The sequence below is a fragment of the Citrobacter werkmanii genome (genome assembly GCF_008693645.1).
GTDB classification, from domain to species: domain Bacteria; phylum Pseudomonadota; class Gammaproteobacteria; order Enterobacterales; family Enterobacteriaceae; genus Citrobacter; species Citrobacter werkmanii.
Genome location: NZ_CP044101.1, coordinates 2,136,089 through 2,151,689, shown reverse-complemented (window position 1 = coordinate 2,151,689; position 15,601 = coordinate 2,136,089). Strand labels below are relative to the sequence as shown.

Below are 15,601 nucleotides of genomic sequence, written 5' to 3'. Positions count from 1 at the left end.
AAAAAAATACCGGCACCAGGCCGGTATTTTCACATTACAGAACGCTTATTTTTTCCTGAGCGCTAACGGATTCAGGGTCAGGCCCTGATAGTAATTCACCCACGAAGAATACTTATCAGGTGAATTCCAGACGCGATAATGCAAACGCGCCATGGTCACCGGATCGCTTAACAGCACAAGGCGACGATCGCGATTCAGTTTCTCCGGCGTTTCGTTCAGCGCCTGCTCCACATGACGGTCGCGTGCAATCTCAAGTACGTTACTCACACGGTGGCGAGCAGTCGCCATTGCCGTAGCCAGCGCGTTAAACGACGGGTTAAACACCGCATGCATAAAACCGTCGTCCAGCGTACGATTACGGTTCATTACCAGATAGGTATCTGTATCCACCAGCACCTGCGGCGGAGAGTACTCTTCCGGGATCAGGAACAGCTTCCAGCGTTTGGTTCGTAACCCAACCGTAGAACGACTGGAAATTACGGAAACAAACGGCGAGAGGATCAGCGAGAAGACAATCGGCGCCAGCCAGAACAGAAAACGCAGATCCAGCCAGGCCATACCCACAGCCCACACCAGCCCCAGCAAGAGCTGAGAACCGTGACGCATAAACGCTTCCCCCCACGGGGTGGAATCGTCATCACGCTGCGGCGAATTCCACACCACTTCCCAACCGAGGAATGCGCTCACCACGAAAACGGTATGGAACAGCATACGCACCGGCGCCAGCAGCACGGAGAACAGAACCTCCAGCAGCAACGACAGCGTGACGCGAATAAATCCGCCGTACTCTTTCGTCCCTTTACACCAGATAAGCAAAATACTCAGCAGCTTCGGCAGGAACAGCAGCACCATGGTGGAAGCAAACAGCGCGATCGCCAGTTCAGGACGCCACTGCGGCCAGACCGGGAATAGCTGCCGCGGTTGCAGGAAGTACTGCGGTTCCGTCAACGCATGGACTACCTGCAATGCGGTAGACAACGCGAGGAACATGAACCACAACGGCGCTGACAGATAGGACATAACGCCGGTGAGGAACACCGCGCGGTGAACCGGATGCATCCCCTTAACCAGGAACAGACGGAAGTTCATCAGGTTGCCATGACACCAGCGACGGTCACGCTTGAGCTCATCCAACAGGTTTGGCGGCAGCTCTTCATAAGAACCCGGCAGATCGTAAGCGATCCATACGCCCCAGCCGGCACGACGCATTAATGCTGCTTCCACGAAGTCATGGGAGAGGATCGAGCCTGCAAATGAGCCTTCGCCAGGTAACGGCGCAAGCGCACAGTGCTCAATAAACGGCTTCACGCGAATGATGGCGTTATGACCCCAGTAGTGCGATTCACCCAACTGCCAGAAGTGAAGCCCGGCGGTAAACAACGGGCCATAAACACGGGTCGCGAACTGCTGGCAACGCGCATACAGCGTATCCATACCGGAAGCCTTCGGTGAAGACTGGATAATCCCGGCGTTAGGATTCGCTTCCATCAGACGAACCAGACCGCTCAGACAGTCGCCGCTCATCACGGAGTCAGCATCCAGCACCACCATATAGCTGTACTGATTCCCCCAGCGGCGGCAGAAGTCATCGATGTTGCCGCTTTTGCGCTTCACACGACGACGACGACGACGGTAGAAAATCTGCCCTTCGCCCTGCACTTCGGCAATCAGTTCCATCCACGCTTTTTGTTCCGCTACGCAGATATCAGGATTGTAACTGTCGCTCAGGATGTAAACATCAAAATGCTCGGCGTTGCCCGTGGCTTTAACTGACTCCCACGTGGCGCGCAGCCCCGCGAATACGCGGTCAACGTCCTCGTTACAGATAGGCATAATCAGTGCGGTACGGTGTTCAGGATTCAGTGGTTCGTCCCCGACCGTTGAGGCGGAGATACTGTACTTATCTCGCCCAATCAGCAGTTGCAGGAAGCCCATCAGCGCAGTCCAGAACCCTGCAGAGACCCAACAGAAAAGCACGGCAAACAAAATCAGAATCCCGGTCTGTAGCATATAGGGCAGCAATTGCATAAAGGAGACCCACAGGTCCTGCCCCATCATGTCGACCGGATTTATGAATGCCCAACCCTGATACGGAAGAATCGTCTTCATATACCAGGTTGCTACCACCGTTTGCGCCAGCGTTAAGATCAACAGCGTATAGCGGCGGATTGTGCCAACGGTACGCCACTTTTGCTCGCTCTCTTGTTCTTCTTTCGTCAAACGCGAAAGATAACGCGGAGTCACATCACGTCCACGCAGACGATCCCAAAAACGACCAACCGGGTTGGTACGCCAGGGATCGGGGAACATCGAGGTACGCGTTGCTTTAGGCATTGCCTGAAGCTGATCGCGTCCTTCATCGTCTTTAACCAACTGCTCTTTCGCCAGAGAATCTGGCCATGCTTGCTCAAGACGAGCTTTCACAGAACCCTGCGGTGAATCATCTTCGCGCGAGTAAGTACGATGCTCGGCATCCAGCGCCTGATGAACGGCGCGGATGTCAGTTTTCGGCAGAGCCGCTTTTTCGATATCCGAAAGCGGCATTGCGTCAATATACTCAGTAGTCTTATTCATTGGCAGGTAACTGGTAGCTCCAGGTTTCACTCAACGTCTGATCGGCATTGACCAGGGCTGCTCGCATTTCAGTGGTTTTCTTCACGTCTTTCACCTTCACGCGCAGCATCAAACGCCAACCTTTAGTGACCGGGTTGTAACGCACGGTGTTTTCAACGATCTCGCCGTTGTCGCCAATGCTGGTTTGTGCGGTAACCGGGGTATCCTGTGGCAGCTTTTTCATGTCTGCGCCGGTAAAATCCACCACAAACGCGATAGTACCGTCTGGCTGACGAATCAGATTGGATTGTTTAACATCACCCGTAGAACGACGAGTCTGTTGTACCCAGGCATTTTCCGGCGCATGAAGCTTGTCTTCATCACGCGTGAACGTCAGGGAGTACTTGAAGTTCATCTCTTTGCCCGCTTCAGGCAGTTGATCCGGCGTCCAGTACGCAACGATGTTATCGTTCGTTTCATCGTTAGTCGGAATTTCAACTAACTCAATTTTACCTTTGCCCCAGTCACCTTTTGGCGTGATCCAGGCGCTTGGACGCAGGTCGTAACGATCGTCAATATCTTCAAAACGCGAGAACTGACGGCCACGCTGCAACAGACCGAAACCTTGCGGGTTTTCCATGGCAAAGCTGCTCACCGCGAGATGTTTCGGGTTGTTCAGCGGCCGCCAAATCCATTCGCCGTTGCCAGCGTGGATAGACAAACCATTAGAGTCATGCAGTTCCGGACGATAATTCGTTGCCGGAGAAGGCTGATTTGGGCCGAACAGGAACATACTGGTTAACGGCGCCACGCCCAGCTTGCCCACTTTGTCGCGCAGGTAAACTTTGGACTGAACATCAACAACCGTGTCGCGACCCGGAATAATGACAAAGCGATACGCTCCGGTTGCGCGCGGAGAGTCCAGCAAGGCGTATATGGTTAAACGTTTGTCAGTCGGTTTCGGACGTTCGATCCAAAACTCACGGAAGCGGGGAAATTCTTCACCAGAAGGGAGAGCGGTATCGATCGCGAGACCGCGCGCAGACAGACCGTAGACCTGGCCTGCGCCGAGAACGCGGAAATAGCTGGCCCCGAGCATGCTGACGATTTCATCGTTTTTATCTTTGCTGTTGATCGGATACAGCACTTTGAACCCGGCGAAACCGAGATCTTTTACCGTGTCTTTATCATGCTGAACATCGCCAAAATTAAAGTAATCCGGGCTATATTTGATTCTTTTCACCGCAGTGGCGGTAACTTCGTTGATTTTGACCGGCGTGTCGAAGTACATACCCTGGTGGTAGAATTCGAGCTTAAATGGGGTCTTGAGATTGCTCCAGTAGGCTTTATCGCGATTAAACTGGATCTGCTGATAATCCGCATATTTCATGTCGCGGAAAACGGAGGGCAAGTTACTTTTTGGCGCCTCATAGCCTTTACCGGCTAAGGATTGAGCTTGTTTTGCAACATCATCAATGCTGAACGCCCAGCTCGATGATGTGTACAGCGTTAACATGACTGCTGCACCCAACCAACGCATTTTCATCATTTGTAGTTTATGTTTCATAATTAGTAAGCACTTCCCCCTTTGTGTGCTTATATTGATCCGATCCATTTTAATGGATAATCGGGTATTCCGACAACTGAATCCCTGTATTGTTCGCGCGCTGGCTCATGCTTTAAGCAGCTTTGTCTGCTGTTTTCACTTTGCGTGCTTATCCTGGAGACAGGTTGTTGGACTTCGTGTAGGGTTGGCCTCGAATGTAACCATTATTCGTCTTAGGGATAAGACGAAAAGTCTGAGAATACGTAACTGTCTATGAGCCCTGTATCACCACCACGTGAATATTTTCTTGACTCCATCCGTGCCTGGCTAATGTTGTTAGGGATCCCCTTCCATATTTCTTTGATCTACTCCACCCATACCTGGCACGTGAACAGCGCAGAGCCGTCATGGTGGTTGACCCTTTTTAACGATTTTATCCATGCATTTCGCATGCAGGTCTTCTTTGTTATTTCGGGTTACTTTTCGTACATGTTATTTTTGCGCTATCCGCTAAAGCGGTGGTGGAAGGTGCGTGTCGAACGCGTGGGAATCCCGATGCTGACGGCGATTCCATTGCTTACGCTGCCACAATTTATCATGCTGCAATACGTGAAGGGCAAAGCAGACAGCTGGCATACTCTCAGCGGGTACGAAAAGTACAACACGCTGGCATGGGAGCTTATTTCCCATCTGTGGTTTTTACTGGTTCTGGTGGTTTTAACGACCGTAAGCATGTGGGTATTTACCCAGATGAAAAATAAGACGATGCGTAGCGAAGGTGCTAACCCCTCTGCTGTGTCGATGACCAAATTAACGCTGATTTTTATTTTATTGGGTGTCGGTTATGCCGCCGTCAGAAGGACGATTTTCATCCTCTACCCTTCAATTCTCAGCGATGGCATGTTTAATTTTATTGTTATGCAAACGCTGTTCTATATACCTTTCTTTATGCTCGGCGCGCTGGCGTTTATCAACCCTAATCTGAAAGCGCTGTTTACCAGGTCATCGCGTGGCTGCACGATAGGCGCCGCATTGGCGTTTGTCGCTTACCTGCTCAATCAACGTTATGGCAATGGCGATGCCTGGATGTATGAAACCGAATATGTCATCACCATGGTCATGGGACTGTGGATGGTGAACGTCGTCTTTTCGCTTGGCCACCGTTTGCTGAATTTCCAGTCGGCCCGCGTGACCTATTTTGTCAACGCGTCACTGTTTATCTATTTAGTGCACCACCCTTTGACGCTGTTTTTTGGCGCGTATATCACACCGCATATCTCATCGAATCTACTGGGCTTTTTGTGCGGCCTGCTGTTTGTGGTGGGGATTGCGGTGATACTGTACGAACTCCATTTGCGCATACCGGTGCTGAAGTTTCTCTTTTCGGGTAAACCGGCCGTTAAGCAAGATAAAAATAAAGCTGTCGCTGGTTAATTTTTCTCTCATTGCGTGGTTCAGAGCAGCCACTCAATGGGTAACACCGACGCAAGCTTCACCAGAACCCGCTTCCAGAATCCTGTGGCGGGTTCTTTTTTCAGTACCTGTTCGCTGCCGGAAACGCGATCCACCCAATTAATTCTACCCCAGCGGTCGAGGCGCAGTTGCCAGGCCATGTCACGCTGGCTCTGCATAAAACGTTTATGGATCACTTCAGCCAGCACTTCGCTCTCAATCACAAACCCCATTTCCGTATTAAGCAGCGTTGAACGGGGATCAAAATTAAGCGAGCCGATAAATACTTTTCGACCGTCAATACTGAAGGTTTTAGCATGCAGGCTGGAACCTGAATTACCGGTTAATCCGCGATCGTGGACCACCGAAACGCGTTCGCGGGTAGGTTTAAGTTCGTATAATTCTACCCCGTAGCGCAGCAGTTTTTTTCGCCATCGCGCATAGCCCGCATGAACGATAGCCACATCATTTGCCGCCAGCGAATTGGTTAAAATCGCAATCTTGACGCCTTTCCTTACCATTCTCAACAGCTGCGCCACCCCAGCCCGAGTCGGCACAAAGTAGGCGGAAATAATATCAATGCGTTCGCCCGGCGACCCCATCACATCAAACAAACGCTGCGGTAATAACGAATGGCGCGGCGCTTTCCCTTCACCTTTGACAGGATCATCACTCAGCAAACGCGTTTTCGCCCAAATCAGCGGCAGCGACTGCTGATCGAGGCTGGTCATAAACTGGCTGGTTTCCAGCTTATGCAGATAGCGACGAGTAATATCATCGTTATACCAGGATTCAGGCAGCTCGATACGCTGCGAAGAATCTGACTCCGACATCTCAAGTACGTTTTGTAACGTTGAAACAGAGCGGCAGTGCCAGTAACGCTCAAAATCATCCGCAACATCTTTGACAACGGGACCAATAGCCATGACGTCCAGATCGGAAAATAACGGTTGCTCACCCGCCCCAAAATAGGCATCACCAATATTACGCCCGCCCACGATGGTCACCACGCCGTCAGCGGTATAACTTTTATTGTGCATTCGCCGATTTAGCCGGGCAAAATCGGTCAAATAGCCCAGGGCGCGCAGAATGCGAAAGGAAAAGGGATTAAACAGACGAATTTCTATATTAGGATGGCTATCCAACAGCCGCAGCGTGTCATCAAGACCCGGCGTGTTGTTGTCATCCAACAGCAAGCGAACCTTCACTCCACGTTTCGCCGCCGCCAACAGAACTGAAAACAGCAACAGACCGGACATGTCGTTCTCCCAGATGTAGTACTGCACATCCAGTGTACGTTCCGCCATTTCTGTTAGTCGATAGCGAGCAGCAAAGGCATCCAGGCTGTCATCCAACGTAAGAATGCCACAATCTCCTGGGTGGTTAGCACAAAGTGGCGTGATGGCCCGCTCAAGTCGTGTCATATCAGTCCGTGTTCTTGTCACCTTGCCGGGAAAGTAGTCTCTTGTAGAGTTGAGCGTTTTCTTCGTCAAAACAAACAAAGTATATTTGATCGGGAAGCGTACGACGGGTAATAAATTTTAACACCGTATTTACCGCTATTTCTGCCGCTGCGGCGCGGGGATACCCGTAGACTCCGGTACTGATCGCCGGAAAAGCAATGGATTGATACCCATTGGCCAAGGCCAATTGCAGCGAGTTCAGATAAGCGTCTTCAAGACGTTCAGCCTCATGATGCCCTCCACCTTGCCAGACAGGTCCTACGGTATGAATGACCGCTTTTGCCGGAAGCGCCCCCGCCAGCGTGATAACGGCATGCCCGGTCGGGCATTCTCCCTGTTGCTGGATAACCTGTTTGCAGGCCTCCAGCAATGCGGGTCCGGCGGCGCGATGGATTGCACCATCAACACCACCACCTCCCAGTAGCGATGAATTCGCCGCGTTGACGATCACATCAACAGCGATCGTCGTAATATCGCCGTGTAACACATGCACGCGTGAATGCATAAATTCCCCCTGACAAAACACGATTCATCAAGTGTACAGCAGGGATTTCCTTGAAATCTCACTTTTTAACCACAAGTTTGCATGTCTAAGCCAGAATGGTTCATTTATATTCAATGTTAAGGATCGCCATGTTTTTCTGTTCATTGAGGTAATGCATTTTCACAGTAGCAATTTGCTGCACATTCTGAGGGGCAGCCGTGACCTGTTGATGATTATAGAGACTATTACGGGTGGTGCCATTGCGCATACAAGACAATTCGACCTGTTGTTGTTGGGTGTTAACGTCGCAGGGCGCTTCAACTATTGCGCCGCGAAAATGGATAACGCCGCCGGGCGAGATCTGTTGGGCCATTATGGGAAAAGTGAAAAGAGATAACGTACATAAACTGGCGCTAAAAATACGTTTAAAAAATGTGCACATAAGGGTTCCTCAATGATTAGTCATCCTTGAGGGATCTGAATGATCCTTCACCACTGCGAGTTACGATCAAATAAAAACGCTGTACGTTTCTATATTCATAGAACAGCGCCGCATTCCCAGCCACACCCTTAATGCAAATACAGCAAAAATTATGGCTGACTGGTTGAGTCAGGCCATTGTTGTGACAAATGCAGAGACTGCCCGTCCGAAACGGTAACGATAATTTTGACCGAATCCCCCGGTGAAATATTAAAGCTCAGTTTGGTTAGTTCAATCGGCCGATTAGCGGGGACCGAAAGGCTTGTTTTCTGCTGCGATTGGCTTTGTCCTCCCTCCCCCTTACGAACGGCAAGGACCTGGACCTCACAAACGCAGGGTTGGGCTAACGTCACCTGAGGAATAATGGTGTACATATCGCCTTGTTGGGTCGTATTGAATGTTATTTGATTTGTCAGCGCGGCAATGAGTAATAATGTATGCATCATATTCTCCCGAAAAAAAAACAGGGCTCACGCCCTGTTTATTATCAGTCAGAAAACTGAATTAGTGTTGGTTAGCTGTTGCATTGTTGCCAAAACCAACTTGCTGAATCAGCACATTGGAGTCAGAAGCAGTCTGATTAACCAGCGCGCCATTGCGGCCACCGAACTGGGTCACACTAATATCAGCATTTTTTGCATTCCACTGATCGATGGTGGCATTGTTCTGGAAGCCAGTCTGTTTCAGGCTAATAGTACTGTCATCAGCCCCCTGGCCTACGACCGCGCCATTACCACGCCCATGTTGGGTGATGGTGACATCTGATTTACGCGCATCGCTTTGCAGAGCATTCGCAGCGTTGTTTGAACCATATTGGTAGATACTCAACGAAGAGTCTGGGCCATAGTTGCTACCGCCGCCATGATGATTACCGCCCCATTGCGGAACAACACCAGCCAGAGCACTGCCAGAAACGACGATTGCTGCGAATGCTGCCACTTTTAAAAGTTTCATGGTAAACCCCCATCGGATTGATTTAAACGTCGATAATGGATTAGCGTTGAGTTACGCGAATTGCCATTTGCGACTGTCTCTGCACCACAACTGCTGTTTTTTGTGTACCATACTGGGTAATATTCGCTTTATTACCAGAGCCTTTCTGGATAATTACAGCTGTATTACCATAAGAACCTTGTTTAATACTCGCGTCATTGGAACTACCCACCTGATCAATATATGCAAAGTTATATGATCCCGTCTGGTCCGTTTTCGCCCGGTTACCAGAACCTTCTTGCGAAATGACCGACAATAGCTTCGAGCCCCCCTGACGAGTATTTGCACTGTTCGCAGTGCCAACCTGACCAATAATGGCTGCCTGATTAAATGAAGACTTACTTAATTCATTTACCGCAAAGTTATATTCTGAATTAGCTAAATCATAACTTGTTGCGGATGCAATCCCAGGCACACCCAGTATTGTAAACATCATAAATAACAACTTGTTTTTCATGTTGTCACCCTGGACCTGGTCGTACATGAAGTTAAATTAGTTACCACTCAAATTGTTGTTAACATGACTTACATTTGTTAACGTCACGTTACGATGAAGAGTATGTCCGTTGAAACATTTTAAATAACTCACCCGCCAGTGGTATTTTTATATCCTGATTCACACCAAAGTATTAATTAACAGTAAAAAACACGGCTGCGACAACAGGTTCTATTTATTTTTTAACCCTGCAAGTGAATTTCTATGCAGTAACAAAAAAGTGCATTTTCCGCGATTTCCGGGCCTCCCAGCTTAGTGCTGCGATAGGCATAGGTACAAGTCGTGACAAGCATCATTTTTTTCTATCTAAAATTGTCCAACTTAAATCCAGGCGAAACAATCCGAATTCATTAGGAATGTAAAACTAACAAACCATAAATTTATTTGTTTAATATCAATGCGATAACATAATTTGTATGATTTTTTAAATCTATGCAATAATGCTGAAATGTACAACTTTACTATCAAATCTAAACTCAATTAAAACCCAAAAATCACATTTTAATATATAAATTTACATTATGTAACATATTTAACACTTGCTTTAAGATTTGTAATAGCTAGATTGAAAACAGTTGAAGTCCATTTGTTTTAATATTTTCACCCCGTTGGGTCGATATTTTATTTCTACACAGCAGTGCAACATCTGTCAGTACTTCTGGTGCCTCTATTTTAGTAGCGGCAGCTGTCAGGTGTGCGACTAAAAAGTGGAGTTTCATCATGTTTAATGAAGTCCATAGTATTCATGGTCATACATTATTGTTGATCACTAAACCTTCTCTGCAGGCAACTGCGTTATTACAACATTTAAAGCAATCACTGGCGTTAACCGGAAAACTACATAATATTCAACGTTCTCTGGATGATATTTCCTCCGGCTGTATTGTTTTAATGGATATGATGGAGGCAGATAAAAAACTGATCCATTACTGGCAAGATAATTTAAGCAGAAAAAACAACAATATAAAGACTTTATTGTTGAATACCCCTGATGATTATCCCTATCGGGATATTGAAAACTGGCCGCATATCAATGGTGTATTTTACGCAACCGAAGATGAACAACGTGTAGTCAGCGGCTTGCAAGGTGTGTTGCGCGGTGAATGCTACTTTTCGCAAAAGCTCGCCAGCTACCTGATCACGCATTCCGGAAATTACCGTTATAACAGCACGGAGTCGGCACTACTCACTCACCGTGAAAAAGAGATCCTTAATAAACTGCGTATCGGTGCCTCAAATATTGAAATCGCGCGTTCGCTGTTTATCAGTGAAAATACCGTGAAAACGCATCTTTATAATCTTTTCAAAAAGATAGCTGTCAAAAATCGTACGCAGGCGGTCTCGTGGGCCAATGATAACCTCAGGCGATAAAGCCATGAAACGCTATTTGAACTGGATTGTGGCAGCAAATTTGTTCTTTGCTGCCGGGAATCTACACGCGGCTGTAGAGGTGGAGGTTCCCGGACTGTTAACTGACCACACTGTCTCTTCCATTGGCCATGATTTTTATCGCGCCTTTAGTGACAAGTGGGAAAGCAAGTACACAGGAAACTTAACCATTAATGAAAGGCCCAGTGCACGTTGGGGAAGTTGGATTACGATAACGGTTAATCAGGACGTTATCTTCCAGACCTTTTTATTCCCGACGAAAAGAGACTTCGACAAAATAGTGGTCTTCGCATTGGCAGAAACTGAGGAAGCATTAAATCGCCGGCAAATAGATCAAACACTATTAAGCACAAGCGATTTAGCGCGTGATGAATTCTAAAACATGATTTTGTCCGGAGGCTTTCATGCGTGTCAAACATGCAGTGGTTTTGCTCATGCTAATTTCGCCATTAAGTTGGGCCGGAAACATGACGTTCCAGTTCCGCAACCCTAACTTTGGTGGTAATCCAAACAACGGCTCTTTTTTGTTAAATAGCGCTCAGGCGCAAAACTCATATAAAGATCCGAGCGCTGGCGACTACGGGATCGAAACCCCAACAGCACTGGATAACTTTACCCAGGCAATTCAGTCGCAAATACTCGGCGGCTTACTCACCAATATCAATACAGGTAAGCCGGGGAGGATGGTAACCAGTGACTTTATCGTTGATATCGCCAACCGGGATGGGCAACTGCAATTGAATGTCACTGACAGGAAAACGGGAAGAACTTCGACTATTGAAGTGTCAGGTTTACAAAACCAGTCAACCGATTTCTAAATGAGAGCCACGAAAGGAAAATATCATGCAGCGCTTACTTATCATGGTGGCAGTAATTTTACTCAGCGGATGCTTAACCGCCCCGCCTCAAGAGGCCGCTAAGCCGACATTAATGCCCCGAGCCCAAAGCTATAAAGATTTGACGCATCTGCCCATGCCTACAGGTAAGATATTTGTGTCGGTATACAACATTCAGGATGAGACTGGCCAGTTTAAGCCTTACCCGGCAAGTAACTTCTCTACCGCCGTCCCGCAAAGCGCCACGGCTATGCTCGTCACCGCATTGAAGGATTCTCGTTGGTTCGTCCCGCTGGAACGTCAGGGGTTACAGAACTTGCTTAACGAACGAAAAATCATTCGTGCGGCTCAGGAAAACGGTACGGTTGCCATTAATAACCGGATCCCACTCCAGTCTCTGACCGCTGCAAACGTCATGGTGGAAGGGTCCATTATTGGTTATGAAAGCAACGTAAAATCAGGTGGTGTCGGCGCGCGCTATTTCGGTATAGGCGCCGATACGCAATACCAGCTTGACCAGATAGCGGTAAACCTGCGTGTGGTTAACGTCAGTACCGGTGAGATCCTCTCATCGGTGAATACCAGCAAAACCATTCTGTCTTATGAAGTACAGGCAGGGGTGTTCCGCTTCATTGACTACCAGCGTCTGTTGGAGGGTGAAATTGGTTATACCTCTAACGAACCGGTTATGCTTTGTCTGATGTCAGCAATTGAAACCGGCGTTATCTTCCTGATTAATGACGGAATAGATCGCGGGTTGTGGGATTTGCAGGATAAGAAACAAGTTGATAATGACATCCTGGTTAAATACCGCCATATGTCGGTACCGCCAGAATCCTGATGGGTCATTACAGCATAAAAAGCGTGAGGGGAGCCTCACGCTTGTTTTATTTACTGGTCGGGGTTGGCGATATCCTGTTTTCACGGCGTGACGCCAGCCACAAGCCGCTATTTTTCATCGCATAGCCAAATACCAGACCCAGCGCCAAAGATGGCACGACCAGTCGCCAGTCCCCCTGCCCTGCAAACGTTGCACAAGCCCCAATAAACGTGCCCGGCACGAATGAAAGCAACCATTGCTTTGCCTGAATACACATCAAAAACGCGACAATTCCCGTCATGACATAGCCGACAATATCCATATGCGGGGCAAGCGCACTGCCGTTAATAATCACCAACGCCCACACCACACCGCTTAGCAGCGTACACGCCGAGATCCACAGCCCTTTCAGCCCACCTTGCGGACAGGCAAAGTAGGCAGTGCAGCCCAGAAACCCAGCCCAGCTGAGTAAACCGAGAGAAACGGCCACCCATCCCCAGATCCCGGAGAGAATGCCCGTTGTGATTGCAATTGAGAGAAGTATGTTCATGCCGCGCATCTTAGCAGAAAAACGGCATTGGAATGAGATCGCGCACACAAATTATGCAAGTTGATAAATTGCGTTGCAGTTTAGCGTGATTTAAATCACATTTATTCGTCTGTCTCTTCCTGTAATTCGTCCCACATCGCACCAATCGCATCACGTGTCAGGGGCGCAATAGTACGCCAGAATGGCGTATTCGCATGCGCTTCAACTTTGCCCAGAAACGTGCCGCACCAGGGTAACAAGTAGTCTGCAAACAAGGTTTCAAGCGCTTCGCTTTCATCTTCCGCAGACTGGTCTTCAAGCCATGAAGCCGCCAGCAACAGCGTGCCAATATGATCTGCCGGCGTATCTGCCAGCGGCATTCCCCGGGCAGAAAGGAATGCACGCACATCCGATTCTTTAGCCCCTTCTACCCAGGCGCTGCGATAAGGCGGCACCGCGCAATCGTCTCCCACAAATAACGCGTTATAATCCGCAGCCAACTGAGGCATATCGCAGCTCTTCTGTAGACGAGCCAGCAGTTCGTCCTGTTCCAGCGGCCAGTTGGCGGAGAGTTTACCTTCGCTAATCAGGGTAAACAGAGGAACCAGTAAAGGGTCCTGCGGTTGGCGGTAAAACAGCGAGCCCAGTACACGACACAGGATAGAAAACTCGTTCATTAATATATTCCAGTTAGTAACAATTACAGTTCAGCAAATTCCGCGATCGGCTCCATGCCTCGCGATTCCAGAAACGTCAGCAGGCGCTTTGGCGTAACGTTTAAAATTCGGTCTTCCGGGAAATTCACATCATCGAGTATTTTACGACATTCACCGAAATCTCCTAAGGTGAAAGCGGTATGTGAATCTGACCCTAACGCGACCCAGCCGCCGGCATCACGCACAGCCGCAGCAACAGCGCGGCAATTGTCCTCACTGCCCTTACGCGAATGCAAAAACGAAGAGTTGTTGATTTCCAACGCAACCTGGTATTTTGCCGCTGCCTGAGCAATCGCAGTGATATCGACGGGATATTTGGGGTTACCCGGGTGGCTGATGATATGGACGTTGCCACTGGCCATAGTGGCTATCATCGCCTGCGTATTCGTCTCTTTATCGTGTGGCGCAAAAACCGGCTCATGAAAGCCTGCGATAATCAGATCCAGGGAAGTGAACATCGGGCCTGAACAGTCAATTTCGCCTTCAATATTTTTAATATTCGCTTCAATTCCGCGCAGGATCCCTATGCCGTCCACGACACGAGGCCAAATGCGCATATTAATAAAGTGCCAGTGGTGAGGCGCATCCGCCATGTCCGGTCCATGATCGGTAATGGCAAACAGCTTGATGCCTTTGCGACGAGCTTCAGCGATGTAATCACTTAAGGTGCTGTAGGCGTGGGTGCTGGCGACGGTATGCATATGCAGGTCAACGGGATACATAACTCTCTCCTGTAGTCATTTTCCGTCAAGGATAGCAGGTATCGCCGCCATTTATTAGCGGAAACCCGGCACTTGCCGGGTTGGCATTAGTATCCCCGTACGCGATCGACCTGACCCGTAACGGCTTTGCCACTTTCCAGACTCAAAATCGTACGGGAGATATAATCCACCGCTTCCGGCGGACGGGTAACAGCGGCGATGTGCGGTGTCATCGCCACTCGCGGATGTTTCCATAGCGGGCTGGTTTCCGGCAGCGGTTCACGGCTATAGACATCCAGCATGGCGCCTTTCACCTTGCCGCTGTCCAGCGATGCCAGAAGATCGTCTTCATTGAGATGAACGCCACGCGCCAGGTTCAGCACATAAGCGCCATCTTGTAACTGGCTAAGTAAACCAGCGTTAATGATGCCCACGGTTTCTGCCGTATTGGGTAGAAGATTGATAAGCACGCGAGTTTGACTCAAAAACGCACCCAGCTCTTCGGTACCGGCAAAGCTTTCCACGCCAGGCCAGGATTTACGCGTACGACTCCAGCAGCGCAGTGGGAACCCCCATGACTGCAAACTCTCGGCAACTTTCGCACCCAGGACCCCGGCCCCCATGATCCCGATGGTGAACTCATCGCGGGTATACTCTGGCAATGGTTGCCATTTCGCCTGATTTTTTAACGCCTGGTAATCATCAAAGCGACGAAACCAGTGCAACACCTGACTTACCGCATATTCCTGCATTTGCAGGCCCATACCCGTATCTTCCAGACGGAAAAGCGGGATCGAGGTATCCAACATTTCCGGGTGAGCGTTTAGCTTACTGAGAATGGAATCGACGCCAGCACCCAGCGCAAATACGGCTTTTAATTTTCGTCCCGCGAGCATTTCAACCGGCGGATGCCAAACCAGCGCATAGTCAGCATGCGCATTATCACCCGCTTTCCACTCACGGACGTTCGCGCCTGGTATTGCTTTTGCCAGCGCATTAATCCACCAGGTTGTTTCGAATGTTGGGTGATAAAAAATTATATCCATTTTGTCTCCTGAGCATTGCCATGCGGAACTTTCTCGCACTTATTATCATCATTTTTCGAGGGATCCTCAGAGTAGCAAATTTTAGGATGCTGGCAA

17 protein-coding genes are annotated in these 15,601 nt (G+C 49.0%); 5 read left to right on the top strand and 12 right to left on the bottom strand.

Features of this window, described 5'->3' with window-relative positions:
* Positions 1 to 45: 45 nt before the first annotated feature.
* Both mdoH and mdoG read right to left on the bottom strand, forming a co-directional pair.
* Positions 46 to 2,574, bottom strand: coding sequence for a glucans biosynthesis glucosyltransferase MdoH (mdoH, locus tag FOB24_RS10875; RefSeq protein WP_038639642.1), 2,529 nt, complete (start codon positions 2,572 to 2,574; stop codon positions 46 to 48).
* Complete coding sequence (gene mdoG, locus FOB24_RS10870) at positions 2,567 to 4,102, bottom strand: glucans biosynthesis protein MdoG (RefSeq protein WP_087857802.1); 1,536 nt, start codon at positions 4,100 to 4,102, stop codon at positions 2,567 to 2,569. Before mdoG ends, mdoH begins: the two co-directional genes overlap by 8 nt.
* A gap of 270 nt (positions 4,103 to 4,372) precedes the next feature.
* On the opposite strand from mdoG, the gene mdoC reads away from it, so the two are divergent.
* Entirely contained in the window at positions 4,373 to 5,533 is a 1,161-nt protein-coding gene (gene mdoC / locus FOB24_RS10865; protein ID WP_069323306.1) for a glucans biosynthesis protein MdoC, read from the top strand.
* Positions 5,534 to 5,553: 20 nt separating this feature from the next.
* On the opposite strand, the gene FOB24_RS10860 is transcribed toward mdoC, so the two are convergent.
* The 6 genes from FOB24_RS10860 to csgB form a co-directional block, all read right to left on the bottom strand.
* Positions 5,554 to 7,044 carry a phospholipase D family protein gene (locus FOB24_RS10860; RefSeq protein ID WP_369711276.1) on the bottom strand — a complete coding sequence of 497 codons (1,491 nt, stop codon included), beginning with the start codon at positions 7,042 to 7,044 and terminating at the stop codon, positions 5,554 to 5,556.
* On the bottom strand, positions 6,977 to 7,519 hold the full coding sequence (gene ymdB / locus FOB24_RS10855; RefSeq protein ID WP_038639630.1) for an O-acetyl-ADP-ribose deacetylase: 543 nt from the start codon (positions 7,517 to 7,519) through the stop codon (positions 6,977 to 6,979). The genes FOB24_RS10860 and ymdB overlap by 68 nt, the downstream gene beginning before the upstream one ends.
* Positions 7,520 to 7,619: 100 nt before the next feature.
* Entirely contained in the window at positions 7,620 to 7,940 is a 321-nt protein-coding gene (locus FOB24_RS10850) for a type 1 fimbrial protein (protein WP_085048537.1), read from the bottom strand.
* A gap of 149 nt (positions 7,941 to 8,089) precedes the next feature.
* Complete coding sequence (gene csgC, locus FOB24_RS10845) at positions 8,090 to 8,422, bottom strand: curli assembly chaperone CsgC (RefSeq protein WP_038639625.1); 333 nt, start codon at positions 8,420 to 8,422, stop codon at positions 8,090 to 8,092.
* A 61-nt stretch (positions 8,423 to 8,483) separates the two neighbouring features.
* Entirely contained in the window at positions 8,484 to 8,933 is a 450-nt protein-coding gene (csgA, locus tag FOB24_RS10840) for a curli major subunit CsgA (protein WP_006685125.1), read from the bottom strand.
* 40 nt (positions 8,934 to 8,973) lie between these two features.
* Entirely contained in the window at positions 8,974 to 9,429 is a 456-nt protein-coding gene (gene csgB, locus FOB24_RS10835) for a curli minor subunit CsgB (protein ID WP_032939898.1), read from the bottom strand.
* A gap of 759 nt (positions 9,430 to 10,188) precedes the next feature.
* Here csgB and csgD point away from each other — a divergent pair.
* Genes csgD through csgG form a run of 4 tightly spaced genes read left to right on the top strand, consistent with a single transcriptional unit; the run spans position 10,189 to position 12,534 of the window.
* Positions 10,189 to 10,839, top strand: a complete 651-nt coding sequence (gene csgD, locus FOB24_RS10830) for a biofilm master transcriptional regulator CsgD (RefSeq protein WP_069323303.1) — start codon at positions 10,189 to 10,191, stop codon at positions 10,837 to 10,839.
* A gap of 4 nt (positions 10,840 to 10,843) precedes the next feature.
* Positions 10,844 to 11,236: a curli production assembly/transport protein CsgE gene (gene csgE / locus FOB24_RS10825; protein ID WP_038639617.1), complete on the top strand. Its 393-nt coding sequence runs from the start codon at positions 10,844 to 10,846 to the stop codon at positions 11,234 to 11,236.
* A 25-nt stretch (positions 11,237 to 11,261) separates the two neighbouring features.
* Positions 11,262 to 11,675 carry a curli production assembly/transport protein CsgF gene (gene csgF, locus FOB24_RS10820; RefSeq protein WP_016152599.1) on the top strand — a complete coding sequence of 138 codons (414 nt, stop codon included), beginning with the start codon at positions 11,262 to 11,264 and terminating at the stop codon, positions 11,673 to 11,675.
* Positions 11,676 to 11,700: 25 nt separating this feature from the next.
* On the top strand, positions 11,701 to 12,534 hold the full coding sequence (gene csgG / locus FOB24_RS10815) for a curli production assembly/transport protein CsgG (RefSeq protein ID WP_003036082.1): 834 nt from the start codon (positions 11,701 to 11,703) through the stop codon (positions 12,532 to 12,534).
* A gap of 46 nt (positions 12,535 to 12,580) precedes the next feature.
* Here the strand turns inward: csgG and FOB24_RS10810 are convergent, their stop codons facing one another.
* From FOB24_RS10810 to ghrA, 4 genes are all read right to left on the bottom strand, one after another.
* Positions 12,581 to 13,063, bottom strand: a complete 483-nt coding sequence (locus FOB24_RS10810; protein ID WP_038639615.1) for a DUF1097 domain-containing protein — start codon at positions 13,061 to 13,063, stop codon at positions 12,581 to 12,583.
* A 101-nt stretch (positions 13,064 to 13,164) separates the two neighbouring features.
* Complete coding sequence (locus FOB24_RS10805; RefSeq protein WP_085048538.1) at positions 13,165 to 13,719, bottom strand: TorD/DmsD family molecular chaperone; 555 nt, start codon at positions 13,717 to 13,719, stop codon at positions 13,165 to 13,167.
* Positions 13,720 to 13,742: 23 nt separating this feature from the next.
* Entirely contained in the window at positions 13,743 to 14,480 is a 738-nt protein-coding gene (locus FOB24_RS10800) for a phosphatase (RefSeq protein WP_038639608.1), read from the bottom strand.
* An 86-nt stretch (positions 14,481 to 14,566) separates the two neighbouring features.
* Entirely contained in the window at positions 14,567 to 15,505 is a 939-nt protein-coding gene (ghrA, locus tag FOB24_RS10795) for a glyoxylate/hydroxypyruvate reductase GhrA (protein WP_150344892.1), read from the bottom strand.
* Positions 15,506 to 15,601 lie beyond the last annotated feature (96 nt).